Raw genomic sequence first — 26,133 nt, forward strand, 5'->3', positions numbered from 1 at the left:
GGCGCGCCGCGACCCAGCAGCTGCGACGCCGCAGCCACAGACTCACTCTTTCACGCGATGAACGCCTTTGGGCCGGGAACGCGGCGCGCGGTCGGATGTTCGGTCGCCATGTCCTCACGCCAACCCCTTGTTCTGATCGTCGAAGACGAACCCCTGATCCGGGAATTGGCTGGCCTTGCGGTCGCCGACGCGGGTTTTGACGTCGTGGAGGCCGCCGATGCGCAGCAGGCGCTGGAAATCCTGAACGCCCGCAGTGACGTCGGCGTGCTCTGCACCGATGTCGACATGCCCGGCGCCTTGAACGGGTTGGAACTGGCGCGTCTGGTGCACGAGCGCTGGCCCGCCATCCGCCTGGTCGTGACGTCCGGCCGCCCCCTCCCCGCGCCGGTCCCTGACGATGGCCGGTTCTTGAGCAAACCCTATTCGCTCGACGCCCTGACCCGGACCGTGGCGGACGTTTCAGACCCCTCCTGAGGCAGCGACCTAGGTCGTCGGAGCGCTGTCGCGCAGCACCAACGCGCCCTGTGACAGGACGATACGCTCTCCCGGATGGGCCGTAAGCGCAGCCTCGAAAATGGCGTTGGCGAGGATCATCGTGGCGGCGCGCCCAAGGAGACGCCCTGGGCCGCGGCTCGTCCGAAGTTCGACGGTGAAGGGAGCGCTGTCCTGAAAGGTCGCCGCAGCCATGAGCCAAATCCGACCGGCTACTGGGGCTTGGCGTCCCAGCGGCTCATGATGCGATCCTGGTGGCGCAGCACGACGACGCGGCCGGGATATTCCCGCGTGGCGGCATAGTAGGCCGCGTAGCCAATCGATGGAGAGGCGCTGACGGCGACCACCTGTTCGAGGGCGCCCATATCGGACGACCAAAGCTCGACGCTGAACGGAAGATCTTCCTCATCGCTTTGGAACTTCTGCCCCGGAGGCGGCGTTTTCGACCGACGGTCGAGGGGGCTGTCGGCGGGGCTTAGCTTGGCAATCTGCGGGGCCATGATGTCCTCCCGTGAGACATGGCAGGCTTGCTCCAGTGGATGCTTATGTCAATTAACAGATGCGAGCGGGACGGAAAGATCAGCAGATGACTGAGCCCAACGATCGCCGGTTCGAACTGCTTGTCGAGTCGCTGACCGGCTACGGCGTCTACATGCTCGATCTCGCCGGCAAGGTCACAAGCTGGAACCGCGGCGCACAGAACCTCAAGGGTTACAGCGCCGAGGAGATTCAGGGCCAGCCGTTCAGCCGTTTCTTCACGCCGGAGGACCGCCGCGCGGGCCTGCCCGAGCACCTAATCGATCAAGCGCGAAAAGACGGTCGCGTCGACGGCGAAGGCTGGCGGGTGCGCAAGGACGGCAGTCAGTTCTGGGCGGTGGCGACGTTGCATCTGATGCGCGACGACCACGGCGAGCCGATCGGTTTCGCCAAGGTCACGCGCGACATGACCGAGCAGCGCGCCGCTCAGCAAGCCCTGATCGAGAGCGAGCGGCGCTTCCGCTACCTCGTCGAGGGCGTCGTCGATTACGCCATCTACATGCTCGACGTGAACGGCGTCGTCACCAACTGGAACCGCGGCGCGCAACGCATCAAGGGCTACGACGCCGAGGAGATCGTCGGACGCCATTTCGGCGCCTTCTACACGCCTGAGGATCGCAGCGCGGGACGCCCCGCCCTGGCGCTGGCCACCGCCAAGGCCGAGGGCCGGTTCGAGGGCGAAGGCTGGCGGCTACGCAAGGACGCAAGCCGCTTTTGGGCGTCCGTGGTGATCGATCCGATCCATGACGAGGCCGGGACCCATATCGGCTACGCCAAGATCACCCGCGACATCAGTGAGCGCAAGGCGGCCGAGGAGGCGCTAGCCCAGAGCGAACGCCAGTTTCGGATGCTGGTCGAAGGCGTGGTCGACTACGCGCTCTACATGCTCGATCCCAATGGCATCATCACCAACTGGAACGCCGGCGCGCAGAAGATCAAGGGTTACCAGGCCAGCGAGATCGTCGGTCAGCACTTCTCGAAATTCTACGCCCCGGAGGACCGGGCCGCCGGCCTGCCGCTGCAAGGTTTGCATCAGGCCGCCAGCGAGGGCCGCTTCGAGGCCGAGGCTTGGCGCGTGCGCAAGGACGGCACTCGCTTTTGGGCCAACGTCGTCATCGACCCGATCCGCGATGAGACCGGCCACCTGGTGGGTTATGCCAAGATCACCCGCGACATCACCGACAAGAAGCGCGCCCAGGCCGAGCTCGACCAGGCCCGCGAGCGGATCGCGCACAATCAGAAGATGGAGGCCCTGGGTCAGCTCACCGGGGGCGTGGCGCACGACTTCAACAACCTCTTGATGGTCGTTGGCGGCCAAGCCCACCTGCTTCGCGCCAAGGTGGGCGATGACGCCAAGGCCCACCGCGCCCTTGACGCGATCGAGACCTCGGCGCTTCGCGGCCAGGACCTGACGCGACACCTGCTGTCCTTTGCCCGCCGTCAGCGCCTGCAAACGACCGTGGCCCCCTTCGCCGAGCGGATGAGCGGCGTGCGCGAACTGGTCGCCACCAGCCTACCGGCCAGCATCGAATTGGAACTGATCATCCCCGAAACCCTCTGGTCGGTCGAGGTCGACCAGGGCGAGCTGGATCTGGCCATCCTCAATCTGGCGGTCAATGCCCGCGACGCCATGCCGGCGGGCGGCAGACTGACGATTTCGGCGCGCAATACGAGCCTGCCCCCATCGGCTGGCGGGCTTGAAGGTGATTTCGTCGAGGTCTGCGTCGCCGACACCGGAACCGGCATCGCCCCCGATATCCTGGAGCGGATTTTCGAGCCGTTCTTCACGACCAAGGATATCGACAAGGGGACGGGCCTTGGCCTGAGCCATGTCTACGGGTTCGCCCAGCAGGCTGGAGGGGACGTCCAGGTCCATAGCGCGCTGGGCGCGGGCACGCGCTTTTCGATCCTCCTGCCCCGATCGCGTGAAACCGCGACGCCCAAGGTCCAGGCGTCGGCGGCGAGTGGTCAGATCGCGGCCGCCAAGGTGCTGCTCGTCGAAGACAATCCCGATGTGGCGGACGTGGCGACCGGATTGCTCGAGAGCCTGGGCCACCAGGTGTGGGTCGCTATCGACGCGGCGACCGCCCTGAGCGCGATGCAGAAGGAGCCGCTCCCGGATCTGGTGATCAGCGATATCGTCATGGCCGGTGAAATGGATGGCGTGGGGCTGGCGCGGCTGCTGCGGGAGCGTCACCCCGATCTGCCGATCCTCTTGGCCACCGGCTACAGCCAGTCGGCCGAGCATCTGGCGAGCGAGTTTCGCATCCTTCGCAAGCCCTACAGCCTTGACGACCTCAGGGACGCGATCCAGATGACCATGACGCAGGCTTCGGCGATCAGCCAAGGCACGGTCATCCCCCTCGCGCGCTCGCGCGGCGGCCGTGAACGTTCGGCCTAACCCCCCGCGGCGGATGCGCAGCTGGCGACCGCAAGCTTCGCCTCGCTTGCGATCCGCCCGCGACGGATCACTTGGCCCGCAGCGCCGTTGTCCTAAAGCCAGCGACGCTCCGTGCGCCGCGCCAGTGTCAACGCCAAGGGGCCAGCATGAATCCTGGAGTCCGCGCGCACTATCGAACCGAGCTTGAGCGCATCACAGAGCTCGTTTCCGGACCGGCGAGCCACGCGACCTTTCTCTTCGACGACCTCGCCGCGGAAGCCGACTTCGTGTGCAGGGTCCACGCGGTGCCGTTCTGTACGGCGCTACGCGCGGCCGTCAGCGCTTTCCAGATCGCCTTTGTGTCGTCCAAGGACGCCGCGGTCGCCCACGCGGCCGCCTGCGCTCGGCTGGAGGTCATCGCCCTCCTGGCGGACGGGCGGTGAGCGCAGGCCTGGTCCATGGCTAGATCAAGTGTCGCCGCTCTCAAGAAGGTGACGCCCGAGAACCTCGCGGGGCTCGGCGCCGAGCGGTTGGCCGAGATCCTGGTCGAGGTGGCCGACACCCGGACCGATCTCAAGCGGCGGCTGCGCATGGAACTGGCCGCCGGGCTTGGCGCGACCCACCTGGCGCCGGAGATCGACAAGCGGCTTGGAGCCCTGGAAACCAGCCGAGGCCAGGTGACCTGGCGCCAGAAGCCGGCCTTCCTGCGGGACCTCGACGCGCTACGAGGCCTTATCGCCGAGCGGCTCGCGCGGCAGGAACCGGACGCGGCGCGCGAGCGGATGTGGCGCTTCCTGGCCACGGCGGGCCAGACATCGCCGCGGTTGCGCGATCCAGATGATGCGTTCGAGGCGATCTACGCCCGGGCGGCCGGCGATCTTGGCCGGCTGCTAGCCCCACATGATCCTCAGCTGGCGGCCAACGCTGTGGTCGAAGCGGCCCAGGCCGCGCCTCAGGCCTGGGCCAGATGGATGCCGAAGGTGATGGCCGCCCTGCCGGTCCAGACGGCGAAGGCGGCCCTGGCGCTCGCGCTGGCGCGCGCCAGGACCGCGCCTGGTTGGACGGTGGTGATCCGCCATCTCGCCGACGCGGCCGGTGACGTCGAGGCCTACCGCGACACCTATAGCGCCCCCGCCATGCAGACCCCGGCCGTGGCGGTCGAGCTCGCCCAGCGGTGGCTGGAGGTCGGCGAGGTCGAAGAGGCCGGCGCGGCCTTGCGTCTGGCTGCGCCCAAGCCCCAGGGCCAAGCGGCCCGTCTGGCCGCGCCGGACTTCGATTGGGAAACGGCCTGGCTCGACTATCTCGAGGCCACGGGTGAGGCCGCCGCCGCTCAGGCCGTACGGTGGGCCTCGTTCCAGCGCACCTTGGACATCGGCCGCGCCAAGGCCTTCGTCGGCCGGTTGGATGGGTTCGAGGACGTAGAGGCCGAAGGCCAGGCGCTGGCCCACGCCGCCACGCACCAGGACTTTCAAAAGGGCTTGGAGCTGTTGATGGCTTGGCCTGCTCTGCCCGAGGCCAGCCGCATGATCCTCGCGCGAGCCCAGGACGCCAAGATCGATCCCGAGCAGGCCGAGATTTGGGCCGCCAAGCTTCGCAAGCGCTTTCCCGCCGCCGCCCACCGGCTGTTGAGGCGGGGCGCGGCGACGGCGTTCAAACAGCGGGCGTTGAAGCTTTCGCAGCGACTCTCCGAGGAGGCCGACACGATCGGTCTGTGACGCAGCGCCCCCAGACAAAAACGCCAGCCGCTTTCCGTTGGCATAGCCGCGGCGCAAGGCGCATCCTGCACGGATCGAGAGCGTCTCACCGGCCTGCTCCCGCTTAGGAGATCTCGTACTCCGGCCTCGCGGAGTAGAGCCCTTGTCGCTTCAGATTCGTCATCACCAGAGCCCTGCTCGGCCCACGACGAGCGCTCCAGGTCCGTCTTCGATCGTGGCGCGGCGGCTGGCCGCCCACAGTCTTCTTGGTCCGTCCCTCAACGTGCTTGACGAACTGCTCGGCCAAGCGGTCGACTTCGATCCTCGAGCCTTGATCGCCGAGGCTGGCGACGCGCCCCGCGATATCACGGTCATCCGTCAAGGCTGGGCTTGTCGGATGACGCTGCTGCCCAATGGACGCCGCCAGATCCACGCCGTCCTGCTCCCCGGCGACACGGCCGACGCGGAGGCTTCGCTGCTCGAGGCTCGTCCAGACAATATCGAGGCGCTGTCGCGCTGCTCGGTTTGGTCGGTTCCCCATCAGCGTCTAGCCCGTCTCGCCGTCGATCATCCTGAGCTCGTCAGCGCGTTCGCGCGCGAAGTCGCCATCGGCGCCAACGTGGCGCGCGCCTGGGTGGTCAATATCGGACAGCGAGACGCGACCCAGAGGATCGCGCACTTCCTCTGCGAACTGCAGGCGAGACTCAGCGCCGTCGGAGCGGCCGATCCAAACGGTTTCATGCTGGGGGCGACGCAAGCCGATATCGCCGACGCGCAAGGGCTTACGACCGTCCACGTCAACCGGGTGCTGCAGGACTTGCGCGCGCGCGGTCTGATCCGGCTCGAGCGGCGCCGGTTGACCATCGTCGACCAAGCCAGGCTTGAGGGCCTGGCGCTGTTCGATCCGCTCTATCTGAGCCTTGGCGCCGTGATCGCCTGATCACCCAACCATCGATCAAAGCCGCGCGGATACGGCGACCGCCGGTTTGCGCTCTGCGTGTGGCATGACCAGCTCGGTTCGGCGACGAGGCGCGCCGCCGCGAGGATTGCGAAGGGGCGCTCGCCATGCGCCGACGAGCCTTGCACGGCGGCTTGGCTCCTCTGCGACGGCACGCGGCTGTCCGCTTACCTGATTATACCTGGCCCGCCCTCGCGCTGACGCGGGTTCCACCCCAGCGGCCGCAGTGGCGCGTTGCGCGGGCTGGCGGAGGGGCCCGGAAGTCAGGATAGTGCGCATTGGGAACTACTGGCGTCAGCGGCTGGCGCAGAGTGGCAGTCCCGCGCCAGGTCGCGTCCCATCGCCCAAGGCGAACACGGGCGCCGCCTCAAGGGCGATCAACATCACCAGCAGCGCCACCCGCGTCAGGCGCCGGCCAGAGGGCTTGGCCCGGGCGCTCTGGCGGTGCGACATTAATGGGCGCCGCGCTGCAAGAACGCGCGGACCGCATCGGCGCTGACGCCCGCTTGCGCCACGGCGTGCTCGAGCGCCTGGCGCGAGACCCCAAGAGCCTGCGTCCAATAGGCCACCTCATAGTCTTCGCTCAGGTTGATGCGTGAGGCGTCTTGCGGACCGGACCTGGTCTTGTCGTCGGACATGCTCATACCCTCGTTTCAGTTTCTGCTCGCGGCTCGACCCCGACCATCGGGACCACGCCGGCGCTCCTTGGCAGCTTCCGTCGCGTGGTCCGGCCTAGTCGCGCAAGTCCGCCGCGCCCGAGCTTGAAACCATCAGCAAGAATGGAAATCCGGTGAGCCGGACCGCGCCGCGTTGGGCCGCCGGACCGCCGCCAAAGTGCTCGGCCTCCACGCGGGTCACGTCGATGACGGGTTCGCTGGCTTGGCCGACCGCCGAGGCCGCCGGGATCAGGACGATCGCCTGGGGATCGCAATCGCCAAGCGCGGTGATCAGATCGGCGACCGTCATGCCTTTGTCGCCCCTCGCGCGGCAGCCTTTCTCGGCGCGGACCGCGTGACGGCGGCTTGCGGCGAAGCGCGCTCCGGCCCGTCCGGATCGACCGCGCCACCAACCGGCGCGAAGCTGCGCGGCTCGCCGCTCGCCGAGCCGGTCTTGGCGGCGTCGGCGGCCCGATTGATCGCCGAACGCGCCGACAATTTGCGAAAGAGGCTCGCATATTCGGCCGCCGATACGCGCCAGGAGCTGTCCGAGGCCATGGCGTTAAGCTGGACGCGTCGCCAGCTGACCGGATCGCGATAGAGCGCGCAGGTGCGCCGAATGGCGTCCTCGAGCATATCCTGGGTCGCTGGCGCGAACTGGACACCGGTGGCCGCTGACCGCGCGATGCCGGCCGTGTTGGCGTCGATGATGGTGTCCGACAGCCCGCCGGTGCGTGAGACCACCGGCACCGCGCCATAGCGCATGGCGCACAGCTGGGTCAGGCCGCAGGGCTCGAACCGCGAGGGGGCTAGGATGGCGTCCGCGCCGGCCTGGATCAGGTGCGCCAGCTCCTCACGATAGCCTAGGTAGCGGCCCATGGACCCTGGGTGGCGCTCGGCGGCCTCGGCGAAGGCGGCCTCATAACGCGGCTCGCCCTGGCCGCAGACAATCAGCTGCGCGCCCTCGCCAAACAGCACCGGCAAGGCGCCCAGCAGCAGATCGACGCCCTTTTGGTCCGTCAGACGCGACAGAATGCCAAACAGCGGCGCCTCGGGATCAGGTCTGAGGCCAAACTTGGCCTGGAGAGCGAGCTTGTTGATCGCTCTCTGCTCGATGGTCTGGGCGCTGTAGCGGGCGCTGATGTCGGGGTCGGTCTGCGGGTTCCAGACATCATCATCGATACCGTTGAGAATTCCCACCAGGCGCTTGGCGCGCGCCTTCAGCAACCCGCCCAAACCCATCCCGCCGTCTTCGGTGGTGATCTCGGCGGCATAGCTCGGCGATACCGTAGTCACTTGGTCGGCGAACTGGATGCCGGCCTTCAGGAAGCCGATATCACCCCAGTATTCGACGCCTTCCACCGCGAGGGCTTCGGGCGGCAAGCCCAACTTTCCGAGCAGCTCGGCCGGAAACAGGCCCTGGAAGGCCAGGTTGTGGATCGACAGCACCACAGGCGGCGCTTTCAGGCGACGGTCCTTGCGGCGCGCGTAGAACAGGTAGGCCGGGGTCAGGGCCGCGTGCCAGTCGTGGGCCTGGATCACGGCTGGGCGGTAATCCGCCAGGAGACCAAGGCCGATCTCGGCGGCGACCTTGGCCAGGGCCCCGTATCGCAATCCGTTGTCGGGCCACGGCTCGCCCGGCCCCTTCAGATACGGATTGCCCGGCCTGTCGTAGAGATGCGGCGCATTGATCACCAGGAGTTCAAGGGCGCCGGCGCGCGCCCGTAGCAGCCGGGCCTCTCCGTCCATCAGGTCGGCGAAGCGGTGGACCTCGGTGGAATCCTCGAGCGCGGCCATCACCGCCGGGTAGCCCGGTACGAGCGTGGTCACGCGCACGCCTTCGCGCGCCAGGGCGAGCGGCAAGGCGCCGGCCACGTCGGCGAGGCCGCCGGTCTTGACGAGGGGGAAGATCTCCGCGGCGACGGAAAGGACCTCGGGGCCGGTCATCGCGCCGCGCCCACGACGGGCCGGCGAAGACAAGCTTCGCTACCGCACACAAAGTTCTGCCCCGCCCCGAACGCCATCGCCTGAAAACTCCTTGGAGATGTTCGAGAAACAACGAGCGTGACCAGCAGTTCCCGGGATTATTTTTTGATGAGTCACGGCACAGATTGGACGGTTGTCCGTTGTGCACCTGCAGCAAATCGGAGGCGGCGGGTGGGGTTGGATAGCAAGGTGTCTTGGGCGTCCGATCCGTTCGGATACCTCGGACGTCACGGGGGCGTGGTGCGGACATTTCAACCGGGCGCCAGCGCGGTGGAGGTCATCGCGCGCAAGTCCCGTCGTCGCTTGGCGAGCCTTCCAGAAACCGCGCCCGGCCTGTTCGAAGGCGAACTGAAGGGCTCATCGCCCTATCTCCTGAGGATCGTCTGGCCCGATGGCGTTCAGGAGACCGAAGACGTCTATGGCTTTGGACCCGCCCTCCCCGATGCGGTGTTGGACGAGGTTGGCCGAGGCGAGCCTCTGCGCCTGGCCGAGCGCTTGGGGGCGGTCCCCCGAAAACTCGAGGACATCGACGGCGTGGCCTTCAGCGTCTGGGCGCCCGATGCCCGTCGCGTCAGCCTGATTGGAGACTTCAACAGCTGGGATGGCGCGCGCCATCCGATGCGGCTGCGTCACACCCAAGGCGTCTGGGAAATCTTCGTGCCGCGGCTTCGCGCCGGCGCGCGCTACAAGTTCGAGATCGAGGGCGCCGACGGCGTGGTCCGTCGCAAGGCCGATCCGCTTGCCAGGGCCAGCGAGACGCCGCCGGCCACCGCATCGATCGTCGCGCCGCTGCTCGATCACGCCTGGAGCGACGCCGACTGGATGGCCGGCCGCGCGGGCCGCCATCATGCCGGCGCGCCGATCAGCATCTATGAGATCCATGCCGGATCGTGGAAGCGACCCTGGGACGGGCAAACCCTGCACGACTGGGACGCCCTGGCCGACCACCTGATCCCGTATGTCACGGGCCTGGGGTTCACCCATGTCCAACTGATGCCGATCATGGAGCATCCGTTCGGTGGCTCCTGGGGCTATCAACCGCTCAGCCAGTTCGCCCCCAGCGCCCGCTATGGCGCGCCCGAAGCCCTGGCGCGGTTCGTCGACCGCTGCCATCAGGCCGGCCTGGGCGTCATCCTCGACTGGGTGCCGGCGCATTTCCCGAGCGACGCCCACGGGCTTGAGCAGTTCGACGGCACCGCGCTCTACGAGCATGCCGATCCGCGCGAGGGGTTCCATCCCGACTGGAACACCCTGATCTACAATCTGGGGCGCGAAGAGGTCGCCACCTTCCTGATCGCCTCGGCCCTGCATTGGCTCGACCGCTTCCACATCGACGGCCTGCGCGTCGACGCTGTGGCCTCCATGCTCTACCGCGACTACAGCCGCAAGGCCGGCGAATGGACGCCCAACGTCCACGGCGGCCGCGAAAACCTGGAGTCGATCGCCTTCCTGCGCCGGCTCAACGCCGAGGTCGCCCGGCGCTTTCCGTCGGCCATCACCATCGCCGAGGAATCGACCGCGTGGCCCGGCGTCACCACTCCAGTCGACCAAGGCGGCCTGGGCTTTTCCTATAAGTGGAACATGGGGTGGATGAACGACACCCTGCGCTACATGCACCGCGACCCGGTGCATCGCGGCTGGCATGGCGGCGACCTTGGCTTTGGCCTGACCTATGCCTTCACCGAGCGCTTCGTCCTGCCGCTCAGCCATGACGAGGTCGTGCATGGCAAGGGCTCGCTGATCTCAAAGATGCCGGGCGACCGCTGGCGCCAGTTCGCCAACCTGCGCGCCCTGCTCGCCTTGATGTGGGCCCACCCGGGCAAGAAGCTGCTGTTCATGGGCGGCGAGATCGGCCAGTGGCGCGAATGGAACCATGACCGCGAGTTGGACTGGGCGCTGGCGGACGAGGCCGATCACGGCGGCTTGCAACGCCTGGTCGGCGACCTCAACCGGGTCTATCGGGACGAGGGCGCGCTGCACCACACCGACGCCGACCCGCGCGGCTTTTCCTGGATCGCCGAGAACCACGACCGGGATGGCGTCTTCCTTTTCGAGCGCCGCTCGTTCCATGGCGGCGCGCCGATGATCGTCGCCGTCAACATGACGCCCGAGCCTCGCCTCGGCCGTTCGGTTCTGGTCCCGTTCGCCGGGCGCTGGACCGAAATCCTCAACACCGACGCGGCCCTCTACGGCGGCGGCGACCTGGGCAACCAAGGCGGCGTCGACAGCCGCAGCATCGATGGCGCCGAGACGATCAACCTAACCCTGCCGCCGCTGGCCGCGGTCTACCTCCGCTATGAAGGACCCCACGCTTGACCACGCTTCCCGAACGTCTCGAGGCTGGATCCCCCTACCCGCTCGGCGCGAGCTTTGACGGGCTAGGGGTCAATTTCGCGGTGTTCTCGGCCAATGCCGAGCGCATCGACCTTTGCCTGTTCGACCCTTCGGGACGCAAGGAACTGGCCCGCTACCCTCTGCCCGAATGCACCGACGAGGTATGGCACGGCTACCTGCCCCACGCCCGTCCCGGCCAGCTCTACGGCTTTCGAGCCTATGGCGCCTACGCGCCCGAGCAGGGTCACCGGTTCAATCCCAACAAGCTGTTGCTGGACCCCTATGCACGGCGCCTGGCCGGCCAGCTGCGCTGGACCGACGCCGTTCACGGCTATCACGTCGGCTCGCCGCGGGCCGACCTGTCGTTCGATCGCCGCGACAGCGCCCCGGCCATGCCCAAGTCGGTGGTCACGGCCGACAGCTTCGACTGGGACGGCGATCGCCGCCCCAACACGCCGTGGTCCGAGACGGTGATCTACGAGGCCCACGTCAAGGGGCTGACCGCGCTCCTGGAGGAGGTCAGCCCGCCCGAACGCGGCACCTTCGCGGCCCTGTCGCATCCCAAGGTCATCGACCATCTCAAACGCCTGGGCGTGACCGCCTTGGAGCTGATGCCGGTTCACGCCTTCACCCAGGACCGCTTCCTTCAGGAGAAGGGCCTCTCCAACTATTGGGGGTACAACACCCTGGCCTTCTTCGCGCCCGAGGCCCGCTACCTGGCCCATGGCAGCGCCGACGAGTTCCGCCTGGCCGTGCGCCGCCTGCACGCCAGCGGCATCGAGGTCATCCTCGACGTCGTCTACAACCACACCGCCGAAGGCAGCGAGATGGGGCCGACCCTCTCCCTACGGGGCCTGGACAACGCCACCTACTATCGCCTCCTGGCCGACAATCCGCGCCACTGCGTCAACGACACCGGGACCGGCAACAGCCTCAACATGGCCTCTGCGCGGGTGATCCAGATGGTCGCCGACAGCCTGCGCTACTGGGCCCAGTCGTTCCGGGTCGACGGCTTTCGCTTCGATCTGGGGGTGACCTTGGGCCGTGAAGGCGACGACGGCTTCTCGCCCGGCGCGGCCTTCTTCGACGTCTTGCGTCAGGATCCCGTGCTGGGCCGGCTGAAGTTGATTTCGGAGCCCTGGGACATCGGCCCCGGCGGCTATCAGCTAGGGCACCATCCGCCCAGCTTCGCCGAGTGGAACGACAAGTTCCGCGATACCACCCGCCGCTTCTGGCGCGGCGACGCAGGCCAGCGGCCCGACCTCGCCGCGCGCCTTTCGGGCTCGGGCGATCTCTTCGACAGGCGCGCCCGTCGTCCCTGGGCCAGCATCAACATGCTGACCGCCCACGACGGCATGACGCTCAACGATGTGGTCAGCTACGATGAGCGCCACAACGAGGCCAACGGCGAGAACGGCCAAGACGGCCACAGCGAGAACTATTCGCGCAACTGGGGGGCCGAAGGTCCAACCGAGGACGACGCCATCCAGGCGACGCGCGACCGCGTCCGCCGCTCGATGCTGACCACCCTGATGACCTCTTTGGGCACGCCGATGCTGCTGGGCGGCGACGAATTCGGCCGCACCCAGGGCGGCAACAACAACGCCTATTGCCAGGACAATGCGATCAGCTGGTTCGACTGGAAACGCGCCGCCAGCCCCGAGGGTCAAGCGCTAAGCGCCTTCACCGCGCGCCTGATCGCGCTGCGCAAAGCCCATCCGCTGCTTCGGGCCGGCGCCTTCCTCTATGGCCAGGAGGAGGTCGCGCCAGGCGTGCTCGACATCGAATGGTTCGACGAGCGAGGCCAGCGTCTTTCGCCCGACGACTGGCAAAATCCCGAGGGACGGGCCTTGTTGATGCGCCGCGCCCGTCGCCTGCCGAGTGGTGAGCTGGAGCTGCTCGCCCTGGCGCTCAATGGCGCCGATCAGACCCTGAGTTTCTCCCTGCCCTCCGAGGGTCTGGCGTACGAGCGGCTGGTCGACAGCGCCGATCCCCAGGCTGGGCTCGGGCCGGTCGGCGAGACCCTGGAGCTTCCCGGCGGCGCGGCCGTGGTCCTGCGCGGCGTCGGGTCGGTACCGTGAGCGGGACGTTCGGCCCTGCCTGGCTCGCCGATGGCCAAGTCCGTTTCGCGCTCTGGGCGCCAGGCTGCGCGCGGGTCGAGCTCGAACGCGACGGCGCGACGGCCCTGGCCATGACGCCAGATGGCAAGGGCTCTTTCAGCCTGGTCACGCAGGCCGAGCCCGGCGCGCGCTACCGCTTTCGCATCAAGCCCGACCTGGCCGTCCCCGATCCGGCCGCGCGGGCCCAGGCCAGCGACGTGCATGGCTGGAGCGTTTTGCCCGCGCCCGACGCCTATGTCTGGGTGCATGACCAGTGGCCGGGCCGGCCCTGGCGCGAAGCGGTGCTTTACGAAGCCCACTGCGGCTTGCTTGGCGGCTTTGGCGCGGTCGCCAAGCGTCTGCCCGAGCTGGCCGAACTGGGGATCACGGCGCTGCAGCTGATGCCGCTCAACGCGTTCTCCGGCGAGCGCAACTGGGGCTATGACGGGGTTCTGCCCTATGCGATCGCGCCCGCCTACGGCACGCGCGATGAGCTGAAGGCTCTGGTCGACACCGCCCACGGCCTGGGCATGATGGTGATGCTCGACGTCGTGTACAACCACTTCGGTCCCGACGGAAACTGCCTGCCGTCCTATGCCGGCGCCTTCTTCGACGAGGATCGCCACACCCCATGGGGGCCAGCGATCGCCTTTGGTCGTGAGCCCGTGGCGCGTTTCTTCATCGACAACGCGCTCTATTGGCTCGAGACCTTTCGGCTGGACGGCTTGCGCTTCGACGCCGTGCACGCCATTGGCGACAACGGTTTCCTCGATGCGATGGCCGCAGAGATCCGGGCGCGCATCCAGGACCGTCCCATCCATCTGGTGCTCGAGAACGAGACCAACGACCCCGCCCGCCTCGTGGCGGGCTACGACGCCCAGTGGAACGACGACTTCCACAATGTCGTCCATGTCCTGCTGACCGACGAGACCTACAGCTATTATCAGGACTTCGCCGACCGGCCCGCCGAACGCTTGGCGCGCAGCCTGGCCGAGGGTTTCATCTATCAGGGCGAAGGCTCGCCCAATCACGACGGGCGCTCGCGCGGCGCGCCCAGCAGCCACCTGCCGCCGACGGCCTTCGTCAACTTCCTGCAAAACCACGACCAGGTCGGCAACCGCGCCCTGGGGGAGCGCCTGACGCGCCTTGTGGCCCCCGACCGGCTGCGCGCGGCCATGGGCCTGCTCCTACTGAGCCCGCAGATCCCGATGCTGTTCATGGGCGAGGAGGATGGCTCGGCGAGCCCCTTCCTGTTCTTCACCGATTTCCACGACGACCTCGCCGACGCCGTGCGCGAGGGCCGCCGCCGGGAATTCGCCAAGTTCCCCGCCTTCGCCGATCCCCAGGCGCGCGCGCAAATTCCCGACCCCAACGCGCTGACCACCTTTGAAGCCTCCAGGCCCATGCCTGGACCGGAGGCGGCGGCCTGGCGCGCGCTCATCGGCCATCTCTTGAAGCTGCGACGCGAGCATCTGGCGCCGCACATCGACGAAGCGGTGAGCCTGGGCGCGAGCGCCATCGGCGCCAAGGCGGTCCAGGCGACTTGGCGGCTGGGCGCCAAGACCTACAGCCTGGCGGTCAATCTCGGGCAAAGCGCCGTGGCCATGCCCGCGGCCCCGGCCGGGCCGCCGCTTGCCGTGGTCGGCGAGGGCCTGACCGAGGGATGGCTCGCGCCGGCCTCCTGTGTGACCTGGCTGGAGGCGGCGCCATGAACCAGGATCCGTTGCTGGCCCTGGCGCAGGACGTGGGCGTGGTCGTCGACTGGGTGGACTTCGACGGACAGGATCGGCGGGTCGGTCGTGAGACGATCGCCGCGGTGCTCACGGCCCTGGGCCATGACGCCGATACGCCGCGCCAGGCGCAGGACGTCCGCCGCGCGCTGGCGCCGCCAGCCTTCATCGTCGCCCAGGCCGGCGCGACCGTCACGCTGCCTTGCCCGGCGCGTCACGCCAGGGTGATCTACGAGGATGGCCGGGGCCTGGACCTGCAAGTCCGCGACGGCGCCCTGGCTTTCGCGCTGGCCGAGCCCGGCTACCATACCCTCGAGCTGGAGGATCGTCTTGTCACCCTGGCGATCTGCCCACCGCGCTGCCTGACGCCGCGCGATCTCTTGGGCCGCCGTGCTTGGGGCCTGGGCGCGCAGCTCTACGCCGCGCGTGACCATGGAGATTTTGGCGACTTCGCAAGCCTGGCCGACCTGGCCAAGGCCGCCGCCACGGCCGGCGCCGACGCCCTGGCGATCAGTCCGACCAACGCCCTGTTCCCCGCCGCCCCGGCGCGCTGCAGTCCCTACTCGCCCTCCAGCCGCGACCACCTCAACATCCTCTATGCCGATCCCAGCACGCTCGGCGCCGCGGCCGCGCCGCCTGGCGGTCCGGACCTGATCGATTGGCCTAGCGCCTCGGCGGCCAAGCTGGCGCGGCTCGACGCCGCCTACCAGGCCTTCGGGGGCGATCCGCGCTTCGAGGACTTCATCGCCGCGGGAGGCGTGGAGCTTCGTCGCCACGCGTTGTTCGAGGCGCTGGACGAGCATTTCGCCCCCACGCTGGGCGCGGGAGGTTGGCGGGCCTGGCCAAGCGCGTTTCGCGATCCGGCCAGCGCCGAGGCCGCCGCCGAGGCCCTGGGCATTGGCGAGCGGACCGGATTCTTCCTGTTCGCCCAATGGCTGGCGGACTTGGGCCTGCAAGCGGCCCACGGCGAGGCCAAGGCGGCGGGCATGGGACTTGGCCTGATCACCGATCTGGCCGTCGGCCTCGATCCAGGCGGTTCGCACGCATGGCGGCGGCCGCAGGACCTGATGATCGGCCTGACCCTGGGCGCGCCCCCCGACGCTTTCCAGGCCGCCGGCCAAGGCTGGGGCATCACCAGCTTTTCACCCCAAGCGTTGGCGACGTCCGGCTACGCGCCGTTCCTGACGACCCTGCGCGCGGCCCTGCGCCACGCCGGCGGCCTTCGCATCGACCACGCCTTGGGCCTTGGCCGCTTGTGGGTCGTGCCCGACGGCGCGCCGGCCGACCAGGGCGCCTATCTGCGCTACCCGATCGACGACCTCCTGAACCTGATCGCCCTGGAATCGCGCCGCGCCGGCGCCGTGGTCATCGGCGAGGATCTGGGGGTCGTTCCCGAGGGCCTGCGCGACAAGCTGGCCGAACGCGGCCTCCTGGGCATGCGCGTCCTGCCGTTCGAGCGCGACGCCGATGGCGCGTTCAAGCCGCCGGCCGATTGGGATCGCCTGGCCGTGGCCATGACCAGCACCCACGACCTCTCGCCCGTCGCCGGCTGGTGGCGCGGCGGCGACATCGCCTGGCGAGAGCGCCTGGGCGCGCCCGGCGATCGCCTGGCCGAGGGGGCCGCGCGTGAACAGGATCGCAAGACCCTTTGGGACGCGGCCCGCCAGGCCGGCGTCGCCGAAGGAGCCCCGCCAGACAGCGATGAGCCCCAGGCGGCGGTGGACGCGGCCCTCGCCCTTGTCGCGGAAACGCCTTGCGAGTTGGCCCTGATCCCTCTGGAGGATCTTCTGGGCCTCGAAGACGCCCCCAACCTGCCCGGCGTTGTCGAGGTCCATCCCAACTGGCGCCGGCGCCTTCCTGGCCCCGCTGAGGCGCTGCTTTCTCAACCGCTCGTCGCCGCCCGCCTGGCGCGGCTGAACGCCCAGAGACCCCGATGATTCCCACCGCCACCTATCGCGTGCAGTTCCACGCCGGGTTCACCTTCGCCGACGCGGCGAACCTGGCGCCCTATTGGGCCCGGCTGGGGATCAGCCACCTCTACGCCTCGCCGATCGCCACGGCGCGACGCGGCTCGACCCACGGCTATGACGTGGTCGATCCGACGACGATCAACCCGGCCCTGGGCGGCGAGCCGGGCTTTCGAGCCATGGTCGAGGCCTTACGCGCGCAGGGTCTGGGGATGGTTCTCGACATCGTTCCCAATCATGTCGCCGTCGGCGGCGACGACAACGCCTGGTGGCTGGACGTCCTGGAGAAGGGCCAGGCCAGTCCCTTCGCCCGGTTCTTCGACATCGACTGGAATCCAGCCGAGCCGGGCCTGGCGGGCAAGGTCCTGGCCCCCTTTCTCGGCGCGCCCTATGGCGAGGCCCTGGCCGCCGGCGCCCTGGCGCTGGATGTCGAGCAAGACACTGGCCGCCTGTCCGTCCTCGCCCACGAGGCCCACCGCTTTCCACTGCGGCGCGAGGACTATGAGGAGGTTCTGGCCGCAGCCGGGGCGGCGCGTCTCGAAGAGCTCGATCGCGAGCGTCTTGCGCGCGCCTATGACCCGGCCCGGCTTCACGCGCTCTTGCAGCGCCAGCACTACCGCCTGGCCTGGTGGCGCACGGCCGGCGACGCCATCAACTGGCGCCGGTTCTTCGACATTACCGAACTGGCCGGACTGCGGATCGAGGATCCGATGGTGTTCGACACCGTCCACGCCCTGCCCTTGCGGCTCTATGGCGAAGGCCTGATCGAGGGTCTGCGCGTCGACCATGTCGACGGGCTGGCCGACCCGCCGGCCTATTGCCGAGCCTTGCGTCGAGCGCTCCAAGCGGCCGACCCGCAGCGCGCGCCGTGGCTGGTCGTCGAGAAGATTCTTGGGGCCGGGGAGGCCCTGCCAACCGACTGGGGCGTGGACGGCACGACCGGCTATGAGGTGATGAACGAGATCTCCGCCCTACAGCATGACCCGGCCGGGGCCGAGCCCCTGGCGCGGTTTTGGGCGCGGGTCAGCGGTCGACCGGCGAACTTCGAGGTGGAGGAACAAGCCGCCCGCCGTGAAATCCTGACGCGGGATTTCGCTGGCCAACTGGACGCTGCGGCGCGGGCGTTTCACCGGCTGGCCACAGCTGATGTCGTCACCCGCGACCTTGCCTTACCGGCTTTGCGGCGCGCCTTGACGGCCATCGTCGTCGCCTTCGGGGTCTATCGCACCTATGCCGCCGACACGAGTGTCGCGCCGTTGGACGCCCTGTCCAAGGCCATAGACGCCGAGCCGGCGTCCGGCGTGGCTCTGGAGCAGATCGGCCGCTGGCTGTCGGGACAGAGCCCAGCGCCCGCCGACCTGCGCGCCGAAGCGATCCGGCGTTTCGAGCAGCTCAGCGCGCCAGTCGCGGCCAAGGCGGTCGAAGACACCGCCTTCTATCGCTACGGCCGCCTGCTGTCGCGAAATGACGTCGGCTTCGATCCCCACCGGTTCTCGACGACCCCGGCGGCGTTCGCCCAGCGCGCGGCCGAGCGCGGCGCGGCGTTTCCAAGCAGTCTCCTGACCACGGCCACCCATGACCACAAGCGTGGCGAAGATGTGCGCGCGCGCCTGGCCGTCCTCAGCCAGATCCCCGATCTCTGGATCGAGCACGCCAGCGCCTGGCTCGACCTCGCACCGCTAGGCCAGGTCCAGCCGGGAGACGCCCATATGCTCCATCAAATGATCGTCGGCGCCTGGCCGCTGGACCTTGTGGCCGACGACGCCGTCGGCATGGGCGCCTTCGCCGACCGCCTGGCCGATTGGCAGCGCAAGGCTCTGCGGGAGGCCAAGCTTCGCACCTCCTGGACGGTTCCGGACGACGCCTACGAGACGGCTTGCGAGGCCTACCTGCGGCGCCTGCTGACCGGCGGTGACGCCAGCTTCCGCCAGGCCTGCGCCAAATTCGTCACGGCCCTCGCCCCGGCCGGCGTCGCCAACAGTCTGGTGCAGACCGGCCTGCGACTTACCCTGCCCGGCGTGCCCGATCTCTTCCAGGGCGCGGAGTTTTGGGACTTTAGCCTGGTCGACCCGGACAACCGCCGCCCCGTCGACTACAGCGCGCGACAGACCGCTCTGAGCGCCCGGCGCGCGCCGTCAACCTGGCGCGATGGCGCCCATAAGCAGGCCCTGATCGCGCGACTGCTGGGCCAGCGGCGCGCCCGCCCCGATCTCTTCACCGCGCCATTGCGTCCCATCGCGCTGACGGGCGCCCGCGCCAGGCAGGCGCTCGCCTTCGAGCGCGCCAGCCCTACAGGCAGACTTCTGGTCCTGGCAGCGCTGCACGGCGCGCGGGCCTGCATGGAACGCGGCGAGCCCCTCATCGACCCTGGCTGGTGGGCGGATACGGCCCTGCCCGATGGCCACCGACTGGCGCAGGTCATGGACCAGGAGCCCTTCTGGTGGTCGATCGACTGAGACGCTGCGTCGCGGGCCAGCCTGGTTGACAGCGCGCGCATTACCCGGCGCCATGGTCAGGCTTCTGGGGAGGGGCGCCATGGCTAAATTCGCCATCGACTATGAGGAAAAACTCTATCTGGCGCTCGCGGCCTTGCGCGGGGCGGGGTATGCGCCGCAGCGTCTGGTTCTGGACCGGCCGACGCGCCTAGGCCCGACCAGCATCGACTGGACGCCCGCCAAGGCCGGCGACGCTCCGCGCGCCTTGGACCTGGACGTTGAATTCGAAGATAGCGGGCCGCCGACCATCGCCGTGGTCAAGGACGGCCGGGCGTTTCGGGCCCCGGTCAGTCTCAAGCCCTTGGCGCGCTGGCTGGCCTCGGCGGCCGGCGAGCGCGAGCCGCTCGCCCTCATTCCCGCCTACGCCGTCGCTCGACTGCGGGCGGTGGGTTGAGAGGGATGCGCGCGCGACACCACACGAGGGTCCGCTGACCAGGGCCCATTCGCCGCTCGGCGATGATCACATCTGGCGCCCCAACCGACCGTCAGGCGGTCCACCGAAGCGGAGCAAAAAACACTGCAATCCGATCGGCGCCACGCGGTTCGGATCACGGGAACGAGCTTGAGCAGTGCGCGTTCGTCCCGCAAGCGCCACGATGAGGGCGCGGGGCGTTATCGGGGATGTGGAATGAAGATATGGGGGCTCATCGGCCTGGGCGCCCTGCTGCCGGGTGTCGCCTGGGCGCAGTCTTCGGGCGACCTCACGCGCCTGTCGATCGAGGACCTCTCGAATGTCGAGGTCACGTCGGTTTCCAAAAGACCCGAGCGATTGGCCGACGCCCCGGCCTCGGTCTATGTGCTCAACAACGAAGACATCCGCCGCAACGGCGTCCAGACCGTCGCCGAGGCCCTCCGCCTCGCGCCGAACCTCAACGTCCAGAAGGTCGACGCTCTGGACTATGCGATCTCGGCGCGCGGCCTCAATGGCTTCGAGAGCGCCAACAAGCTCCTGGTCGTGGTCGACGGCCGCAGCGTCTACTCGCCGTTCTTCGGCGGGGTGGAGTGGAGCCAGATCCAGCCGGATCTGACTGATGTCGATCGTATCGAAGTGGTCAGCGGGCCAGGCGGGACCTTGTGGGGGGCCAACGCCGTCAACGGCGTGATCAACATCGTCACCCGGCCGGCCGACCTTACCCAGGGCCTGGCCGGCCAGGCCGTGGCGGGTCGCGGCTATCAGTTCTACAGCGTGCGCTATGGCGGCGCGGTGGGCCAGACCGGCGCCTACAGGGTCTATGCGCGCACCTTCGATCGCGCCGACACCCTTCGCGCGGGCGCGCAGGCCGGCGATGGCTGGCGTGGCGGCCAGATCGGCTTTCGGACCGACTTCGACGGCCAAAGCGGTCATTTCACGCTGCAGGGCGATTCCTACTACGATCACGTGCCATCGCAGATCCCCGCCAATCCTCGCGGCAAGCTCGTCGGCGACAACCTCTTGGGCCGTTGGACGCGGTCGCTGAGCGACAAATCCGAGTTCGAGCTACAGGTCTATTATGACCGCTATGAACGCATCGCGCGGGGCATTCTGGACGGGGTCGCCACCTACGACATTCAGGGACAGCAGCGCCTCGAGCTTGGCCATCACCAGTTGGTGGTCGGGGCGGGTTATCGGCGCTGGTCGGACCGCTTCGAAAATTTCCTCAACCCGTTCGTCCTGGATCCGCCGCGCGCGACCTCCGACCTGTCCAACGCTTTCGTCCAGGATCAAATCAGCCGCGGCGACGTCACCGTCATCCTGGGCTTGAAGGCCGAACACAATAGCTTCACCGGCCTGGAGTGGCTGCCCAACGCGCGGCTGGCCTGGCGCGTCAGCGACAATGCGCTGCTGTGGTCGGCCGTCTCTAAGGCGATCCGCACGCCCTCGCGCCTGGACCGCGACCTGGTCTATCCCTCGATCGTGGCGCGATCCGACTTCCAGCCGGAGAAGCTGACCGCATACGAACTGGGCTACCGCGGCCGTCCCGCCTCGCGGATCTCGGTTTCGGCGACGCTGTTTTACCACGACTATAAAGGCGTGCGCTCCAACGAGCCCGCGCCCGGGACCTTCTTTCCGATCCGCATCGGCAACGGCTTGGAAGGCCACACCTGGGGCCTGGAAGCCTGGGGTGACCTGGATCTTTCCGAGGCTTGGCGCATCAGCGCGGGCGGCACGACGCTGGCCAAGCAGTTCCAGCGGGCGACCGGCTCGCAGGACATCTCCAACCTGGCGGCGGCGGGGCACGACCCTGACTATCAGCTGCTCGTGCGCTCCAACAGTCGCCTGACCCGATCGATCGATCTGGATGTCCGCCTGCGCTATGTAGGCTCGACGCCGGCCGAGGCGGTGAGCAACTATCTCGTTGCGCCTGCCTATGGGGAAGCGGATCTTCGCCTGACTTGGCGTGTGTCGGACAAGGTGCAGCTTTCGCTGGCCGGCTCGAACCTTCTTCACGACCAGCACCCCGAAGCGACCGAGCCGCGACGCACGGAGACGAGACGAAACTTCCAGGTCGCCCTGCGCTACGGTTGGTGAGATGGGCCTGCGGATTCTTCTTATCCTGGGTTTACTCGTCTGCGGCGGCCCCGTCGCCGCGGCCCAGGAGCGCTCGCTCGAATATCCCGTCAAGGCGGCCTTCCTGTATCGCTTCGGCTCGTTCGTGGACTGGCCCGCCGGCGCGTTCGCCAACGACCGCCAGCCCTTGCTGATCTGCATCATCGGCCGCGATCCCTTCGGCCCCACCCTGGATCGTCTCGTCTCGGGCCAGACGGTCGAAGGCCGGACCCTTTTGGTGCGTCGTCTACCGGCCGCGGACCCCGACGCCGGTTGCCACATCGCCTATCTCGGCGGCTCCTCCAGCCAGTCGGTCGGCGCCGCGGCGCACGCCCTGGCCGGGGCGCCGGTGTTCACGGTCGCGGAGTCGGCCGCACCTGGCGTGGTCGCCCAGTTCGTGCTGCGCGCCAATCGGGTCCGTTTCCGGCTTGATACGCGGGCGGCCGCCGCCGCCCGGCTGCGCATTAGTTCGAAGCTGCTGAACCTGGCCGTGGAGGTGACACAATGAGTCGCGGCGCCTCCATCGCGTCGACCTTCGGCGCGATGATCCTGGTTCTGGCGGGGCTGGTCATCGGCCTGTTCAATGAGCGCGCCTATCAGGCCGGCCGCATGCAGGCCCTGACCGCTCAGGCCGAAGTCCTCGCCGCCACCGTCGAGCCGGCGGTGGTCTTTTTCGATCGGGCCGCGGCCGCCGAATTGGTGGGCGCGCTCGAAGCCGATCCACAGATCGACGCGGTCGGCGTCTATGACGCCTCTGGGGTCAAGATCGCCGAGCTTGGGCGCGCGCCGGCGCGCAGCGCTCCGCCCTCGGGCGTTGGCGCGAACCTCGCCCCCCTCGCGCGCAGGCACGCCGTCACCGCGCCGATCATGCATGAAGGCAAGGCGATCGGACGGGTCTATCTCCACAGCGCGCCAGACGCCGCGGTCTTGGTCGTGCAGCGCCATGCCGGTATCGCCCTGCTGATGATCACGGCCGTTCTGCTTGTCGCCTTGGCGCGAGGGGCGCGTGACAGCGAGCTGAGAGCCGCGCGCGAAGCGGGCTTGCGCGCCGATGAACTGGCCCGCCTCAACGCGGACCTGGAGCAGCAGGTTCAGCGGCGCGAAGCGGCCGAGGACGCCTTGCACCAAGCCCAGAAGATGGAGACGCTGGGTCAGCTCACGGGCGGCATTGCCCATGACTTCAATAATCTTCTCCAAACGGTCCAGGGCGCCTTGGACGTCATCTCCAAGCGCCCCGATGATCTCGAGCGCGTCCAGCGCTGGTCGCGGATCGGCCTGGACGCCGCCGAGCGCGGGGCAAGGCTCACCTCGCAGCTCCTGGCCTTTTCGCGATCGCAGAAATTGGAAATGCGACCCATCGACGTGGGCGCGGTGATCCATCGCCTACACGAACTTTTGCCCACCGTGCTAGGCGGCGGTGTCGAAGTGCAGTTCCAGACCGACGGCGACGAGCGCCCCGTGGTCGCCGATGCCGTTCAGCTCGAATTGGCCGTCCTGAACCTGTGCATCAACGCTCGAGACGCCATGCCCAATGGCGGGCGGATCCTCGTTTCTGTTCTATCCGAGCATATCGAAGATGATCTGGAGCTTTCGCCGGGACCTTATCTTCGGCTTAGTGTCGCCGACAATGGCGTCGGGATGCCCGCCGATGTCAAAGCCAGGGCCTTCGATCCCTTCTTCACCACCAAGGGCGTGGGCAAGGGCACGGGGCTCGGGCTGGCTCAGGTCTACGGGATCGCAAAGCAATCTGGGGGTCTGGCGCGGATCGAAAGCTCGGCGGGCCGCGGGACGACGGTGACCATCTTGCTGCCCCAGATCCTAAAAGGACTGCAAGACGACGCGCCTGCCAGCGCGACGCCAGATCCAGAAGGCGGCGCTTCAGCCCGAGTGCTGGTCATCGACGATGACGAGGGCGTCCGTGCGTTTATCTGCGATGTCTTGGATTTGAACGGCTATGACTGTCTCGCCGCCAAGGACGGCGAGGCCGGCCTGAGCCTGCTGGCGCGCGAGAGCGTCGACCTGATGGTCGTCGACTACGCCATGCCTGGCATGTCGGGGGCCGAGGTCGCCGCCGCGGCCCTGGCGTTGCGACCGGGCCTGCCCATGATCATCGCTAGCGGCTATGCCGAGTCCGCCGCCCTTGAAGAGGCGCTCGGACGCCCCGTCGACCTCTTGCGCAAACCCTTCGATTCGAGCGCGCTGCTGGCGCGCGTGGCCAAGGGTCTGCGTGAGCGGACCCCGCCCGTGACGCCGGCCCAGGCCCCGCGCCGCTGACTGCCGCGCGACTGACCTGTCGGCGCGCGGCGCTCAGCTCTCCAGGGTCGATCGCTCCTAGGGCTTGGCCTTGAAGGTGTCGCCCACTTCCGTCGCGTCCGGACCGTCAGGACCGGCGGCTTTCTGGGCCTTGCGACCCGTCTTCTCAATGGCGGCCTTACCGCCGTCGGCCGTGAACGCTCCGGGCGCCTCGGCTTGGTTGGCCTTGCGGCCCTGCGAATTGAGATCGTCGGTCATGGTGGTCTCCCAGGCGCGGCGCTGAAGGTCGTCGCTGGAGAAGAACAATCAGCCGAGCCGGTGGTTTCGCGCCGCGCAGAACCAAGTGCGTGATTACGAGTTGACCCTGGCATGGAGCAACGCTGGCCAAACCGACTTTGGATCGTCCGTCATGGCCAGAGCGCCGGCAATGTGGCGCGAGACGCGGCCGATGCGGCGGGCATGAGCCGCATCGACATCGCCGACCGTGACATGGACGTGGCGCTGAGCGCCCTGGGCCACCAACAGGCCGCCGCGCTCGGACGGTGGTTCGCCGGCCAGCCCGCGCAGGACCGACCGCGCACCGTTCTGACCTCGCCCTACTTGCGGGCGATCCAGACCAGCCAGGCCGTGCGCGACGCCGGCGGCACGGTCGAGCCGCATCGCAAGTTCTGCATCGACGAGCGGCTGCGCGAGAAGGAGTTCGGCATTCTCGATCGCCTCACCCGTCATGGCATCGAGGCTCAATTCCCCGACCAGGCGGAGTTTCGGCGGCTGTTGGGTAAGTTCTATCACCGACCGCCGGGCGGCGAGAGCTGGTGCGACGTCATCCTGCGCCTGCGGAGTCTCATCGATACGCTCAGCCTGCATCACCGCGGGGACGATGTATTGATCGTCGCCCACCAGGTCGTCGTCCTATGCCTGCGCTACCTGCTGGAGGGCCTGACGGAAGAAGAGATCCTGGCCATTGACGCCCAGGCCGACATCGCCAACTGCGGCCTCACCGAATATCGCTTCGATCCGACCCGAGGCCCAGGGGGCGAACTCGTGCTCACGCGCTACAATTTCACCGCGCCCCTCGAGGCGCAGGCCGCGCCGGTCACCGCCGCGCCCGACGCCAATGTCGCCGCCCGATGAGTACTCCCGATCCCCTTGATGCGGCCTGGATGCGGGCCCATCGCCTCCCCTCGCCTGGCGACGGTGGGAAAGAAGAACGCGGACGGGTGCTGGTGATCGGCGGCGAGATCGAGCTGGCCGGGGCGGCGATGTTGGCTGGGGTCGCCGCCTTGCGCGCCGGCGCGGGAAAGCTGCAGGTGGCCGTCGCCGAGCTCGCCGTGCCGGCCGTCAGCGTGGCCTTGCCCGAGGCGCGTGTGCTGGCCCTGCCTCGGGACACCGCCGGTCACGCGAGCAACCAGGCGGTCGAGGTGGTGATCGATAACGCTTCGCGGTGCGACGCCCTGCTGATCGGCCCAGGCATGATGGATGACCGCGCTGGCCTGGCCAAGACGCTCCTGGAGAGGGCGAGCAGTCACGCCGTCGTCGTCGACGCCGGCGCGCTGGACGCTATCGCCCATGCCCCGGCGCGCGCCGGCCGGGTCCTCACGCCCAATGCCGGCGAGATGGCCGGGCTGCTAGGCTGGGAGAAGGATCGCGTCGACGCCGACCCGCTGACGGCGGGGCTGGAGGCCGCCCGTCGCTTCCAGGCCGTCGTGGCGATGAAGGGGGCAATCACCTACGTCGTGTCGTCGGAGGGGCGCGCCGGGCGCTACGCCGGCGGCGGCCCGGGTCTTGGCGTCTCGGGGTCGGGTGATGTCCTGGGAGGGTTGATCGCCGGCCTCCTGGCGCGCGGCGTTGCGCCGTTCGACGCGGCGGCTTGGGGGGTTTTCGTTCACGGAGAGGCGGGGGCGCGCCTGGCCTCGAAGATCGGCGCGCTGGGCTATCTGGCGCGCGAGATCGCCGACGAGGCGCCCGCCATCCTGACGAGCTTCGGCTAAGGCCCAAGCCCGCTGGCCGCAGCCGGACCGATGC

Annotated in this window: 22 protein-coding genes; 16 read left to right on the forward strand and 6 right to left on the reverse strand. The window is 68.5% G+C overall.

Going from position 1 to position 26,133, the window contains the following annotated elements:
* The first annotated feature begins 108 nt into the window (after positions 1-108).
* Positions 109-474: a response regulator gene (locus CSW62_RS13715; protein ID WP_099578669.1), complete on the forward strand. Its 366-nt coding sequence runs from the start codon at positions 109-111 to the stop codon at positions 472-474.
* Between the two features lie 230 nt (positions 475-704).
* Here the strand turns inward: CSW62_RS13715 and CSW62_RS13725 are convergent, their stop codons facing one another.
* Complete coding sequence (locus tag CSW62_RS13725; protein WP_099578673.1) at positions 705-992, reverse strand: hypothetical protein; 288 nt, start codon at positions 990-992, stop codon at positions 705-707.
* Positions 993-1,078: 86 nt separating this feature from the next.
* On the opposite strand from CSW62_RS13725, the gene CSW62_RS13730 reads away from it, so the two are divergent.
* The 4 genes from CSW62_RS13730 to CSW62_RS13745 all read left to right on the forward strand — a co-directional run bounded on the left by CSW62_RS13730 (position 1,079) and on the right by CSW62_RS13745 (position 6,043).
* Positions 1,079-3,430 (forward strand): PAS domain S-box protein, encoded by a 2,352-nt coding sequence (locus CSW62_RS13730; protein ID WP_158235436.1) that lies wholly within the window; start codon positions 1,079-1,081, stop codon positions 3,428-3,430.
* 146 nt (positions 3,431-3,576) lie between these two features.
* Positions 3,577-3,852 carry a hypothetical protein gene (locus CSW62_RS13735; RefSeq protein WP_099578677.1) on the forward strand — a complete coding sequence of 92 codons (276 nt, stop codon included), beginning with the start codon at positions 3,577-3,579 and terminating at the stop codon, positions 3,850-3,852.
* 15 nt (positions 3,853-3,867) lie between these two features.
* The gene (locus CSW62_RS13740; RefSeq protein WP_143324393.1) at positions 3,868-5,124 is read left to right on the forward strand and encodes a DUF6880 family protein; all 1,257 of its coding nucleotides are present in this window, start codon (positions 3,868-3,870) and stop codon (positions 5,122-5,124) included.
* A gap of 262 nt (positions 5,125-5,386) precedes the next feature.
* A complete protein-coding gene (locus CSW62_RS13745) occupies positions 5,387-6,043 on the forward strand; it encodes a Crp/Fnr family transcriptional regulator (protein ID WP_233206794.1) in 657 nt (218 codons plus the stop codon).
* Positions 6,044-6,355: 312 nt separating this feature from the next.
* On the opposite strand, the gene CSW62_RS26415 is transcribed toward CSW62_RS13745, so the two are convergent.
* The 4 genes from CSW62_RS26415 to glgA all read right to left on the reverse strand — a co-directional run bounded on the left by CSW62_RS26415 (position 6,356) and on the right by glgA (position 8,664).
* Complete coding sequence (locus CSW62_RS26415) at positions 6,356-6,514, reverse strand: hypothetical protein (protein WP_158235438.1); 159 nt, start codon at positions 6,512-6,514, stop codon at positions 6,356-6,358.
* Positions 6,514-6,699: a DUF3606 domain-containing protein gene (locus CSW62_RS13750; protein WP_099582295.1), complete on the reverse strand. Its 186-nt coding sequence runs from the start codon at positions 6,697-6,699 to the stop codon at positions 6,514-6,516. Before CSW62_RS13750 ends, CSW62_RS26415 begins: the two co-directional genes overlap by 1 nt.
* A 94-nt stretch (positions 6,700-6,793) precedes the next feature.
* Positions 6,794-7,027, reverse strand: coding sequence for a hypothetical protein (locus CSW62_RS13755; RefSeq protein ID WP_099578682.1), 234 nt, complete (start codon positions 7,025-7,027; stop codon positions 6,794-6,796).
* Positions 7,024-8,664, reverse strand: a complete 1,641-nt coding sequence (gene glgA, locus CSW62_RS13760; protein WP_099578684.1) for a glycogen synthase GlgA — start codon at positions 8,662-8,664, stop codon at positions 7,024-7,026. The genes CSW62_RS13755 and glgA overlap by 4 nt, the downstream gene beginning before the upstream one ends.
* Positions 8,665-8,943: 279 nt before the next feature.
* On the opposite strand from glgA, the gene glgB reads away from it, so the two are divergent.
* From glgB to CSW62_RS13805, 9 genes are all read left to right on the forward strand, one after another.
* Positions 8,944-11,019, forward strand: coding sequence for a 1,4-alpha-glucan branching protein GlgB (glgB, locus tag CSW62_RS13765; protein WP_199170600.1), 2,076 nt, complete (start codon positions 8,944-8,946; stop codon positions 11,017-11,019).
* Positions 11,016-13,118 carry a glycogen debranching protein GlgX gene (gene glgX, locus CSW62_RS13770; protein WP_099578688.1) on the forward strand — a complete coding sequence of 701 codons (2,103 nt, stop codon included), beginning with the start codon at positions 11,016-11,018 and terminating at the stop codon, positions 13,116-13,118. The genes glgB and glgX overlap by 4 nt, the downstream gene beginning before the upstream one ends.
* On the forward strand, positions 13,115-14,848 hold the full coding sequence (gene treZ, locus CSW62_RS13775; RefSeq protein WP_099578690.1) for a malto-oligosyltrehalose trehalohydrolase: 1,734 nt from the start codon (positions 13,115-13,117) through the stop codon (positions 14,846-14,848). The genes glgX and treZ overlap by 4 nt, the downstream gene beginning before the upstream one ends.
* Complete coding sequence (malQ, locus tag CSW62_RS13780) at positions 14,845-16,803, forward strand: 4-alpha-glucanotransferase (RefSeq protein ID WP_099582296.1); 1,959 nt, start codon at positions 14,845-14,847, stop codon at positions 16,801-16,803. Before treZ ends, malQ begins: the two co-directional genes overlap by 4 nt.
* Positions 16,800-19,289, forward strand: a complete 2,490-nt coding sequence (treY, locus tag CSW62_RS13785) for a malto-oligosyltrehalose synthase (RefSeq protein WP_099578693.1) — start codon at positions 16,800-16,802, stop codon at positions 19,287-19,289. The genes malQ and treY overlap by 4 nt, the downstream gene beginning before the upstream one ends.
* Before the next feature lie 79 nt (positions 19,290-19,368).
* Positions 19,369-19,722 carry a hypothetical protein gene (locus CSW62_RS13790; protein WP_099578695.1) on the forward strand — a complete coding sequence of 118 codons (354 nt, stop codon included), beginning with the start codon at positions 19,369-19,371 and terminating at the stop codon, positions 19,720-19,722.
* A gap of 234 nt (positions 19,723-19,956) precedes the next feature.
* A complete protein-coding gene (locus CSW62_RS13795) occupies positions 19,957-21,837 on the forward strand; it encodes a TonB-dependent siderophore receptor (RefSeq protein ID WP_099578697.1) in 1,881 nt (626 codons plus the stop codon).
* 1 nt (position 21,838) lies between these two features.
* Entirely contained in the window at positions 21,839-22,363 is a 525-nt protein-coding gene (locus tag CSW62_RS13800; RefSeq protein ID WP_099578699.1) for a YfiR family protein, read from the forward strand.
* Entirely contained in the window at positions 22,360-24,129 is a 1,770-nt protein-coding gene (locus CSW62_RS13805; protein ID WP_099578701.1) for an ATP-binding protein, read from the forward strand. Before CSW62_RS13800 ends, CSW62_RS13805 begins: the two co-directional genes overlap by 4 nt.
* Positions 24,130-24,186: 57 nt before the next feature.
* On the opposite strand, the gene CSW62_RS13810 is transcribed toward CSW62_RS13805, so the two are convergent.
* Complete coding sequence (locus tag CSW62_RS13810; RefSeq protein WP_099582297.1) at positions 24,187-24,366, reverse strand: hypothetical protein; 180 nt, start codon at positions 24,364-24,366, stop codon at positions 24,187-24,189.
* 111 nt (positions 24,367-24,477) lie between these two features.
* Between CSW62_RS13810 and CSW62_RS13815 the strand changes: the two genes are divergently transcribed.
* A complete protein-coding gene (locus CSW62_RS13815) occupies positions 24,478-25,242 on the forward strand; it encodes a histidine phosphatase family protein (RefSeq protein WP_099578703.1) in 765 nt (254 codons plus the stop codon).
* Entirely contained in the window at positions 25,239-26,099 is an 861-nt protein-coding gene (locus CSW62_RS13820; protein ID WP_099578705.1) for an NAD(P)H-hydrate dehydratase, read from the forward strand. Before CSW62_RS13815 ends, CSW62_RS13820 begins: the two co-directional genes overlap by 4 nt.
* The last annotated feature ends 34 nt before the right edge of the window (positions 26,100-26,133 follow it).

The organism is Caulobacter sp. FWC2 (assembly GCF_002742625.1).
Classification (GTDB): Bacteria; Pseudomonadota; Alphaproteobacteria; order Caulobacterales; family Caulobacteraceae; genus Caulobacter.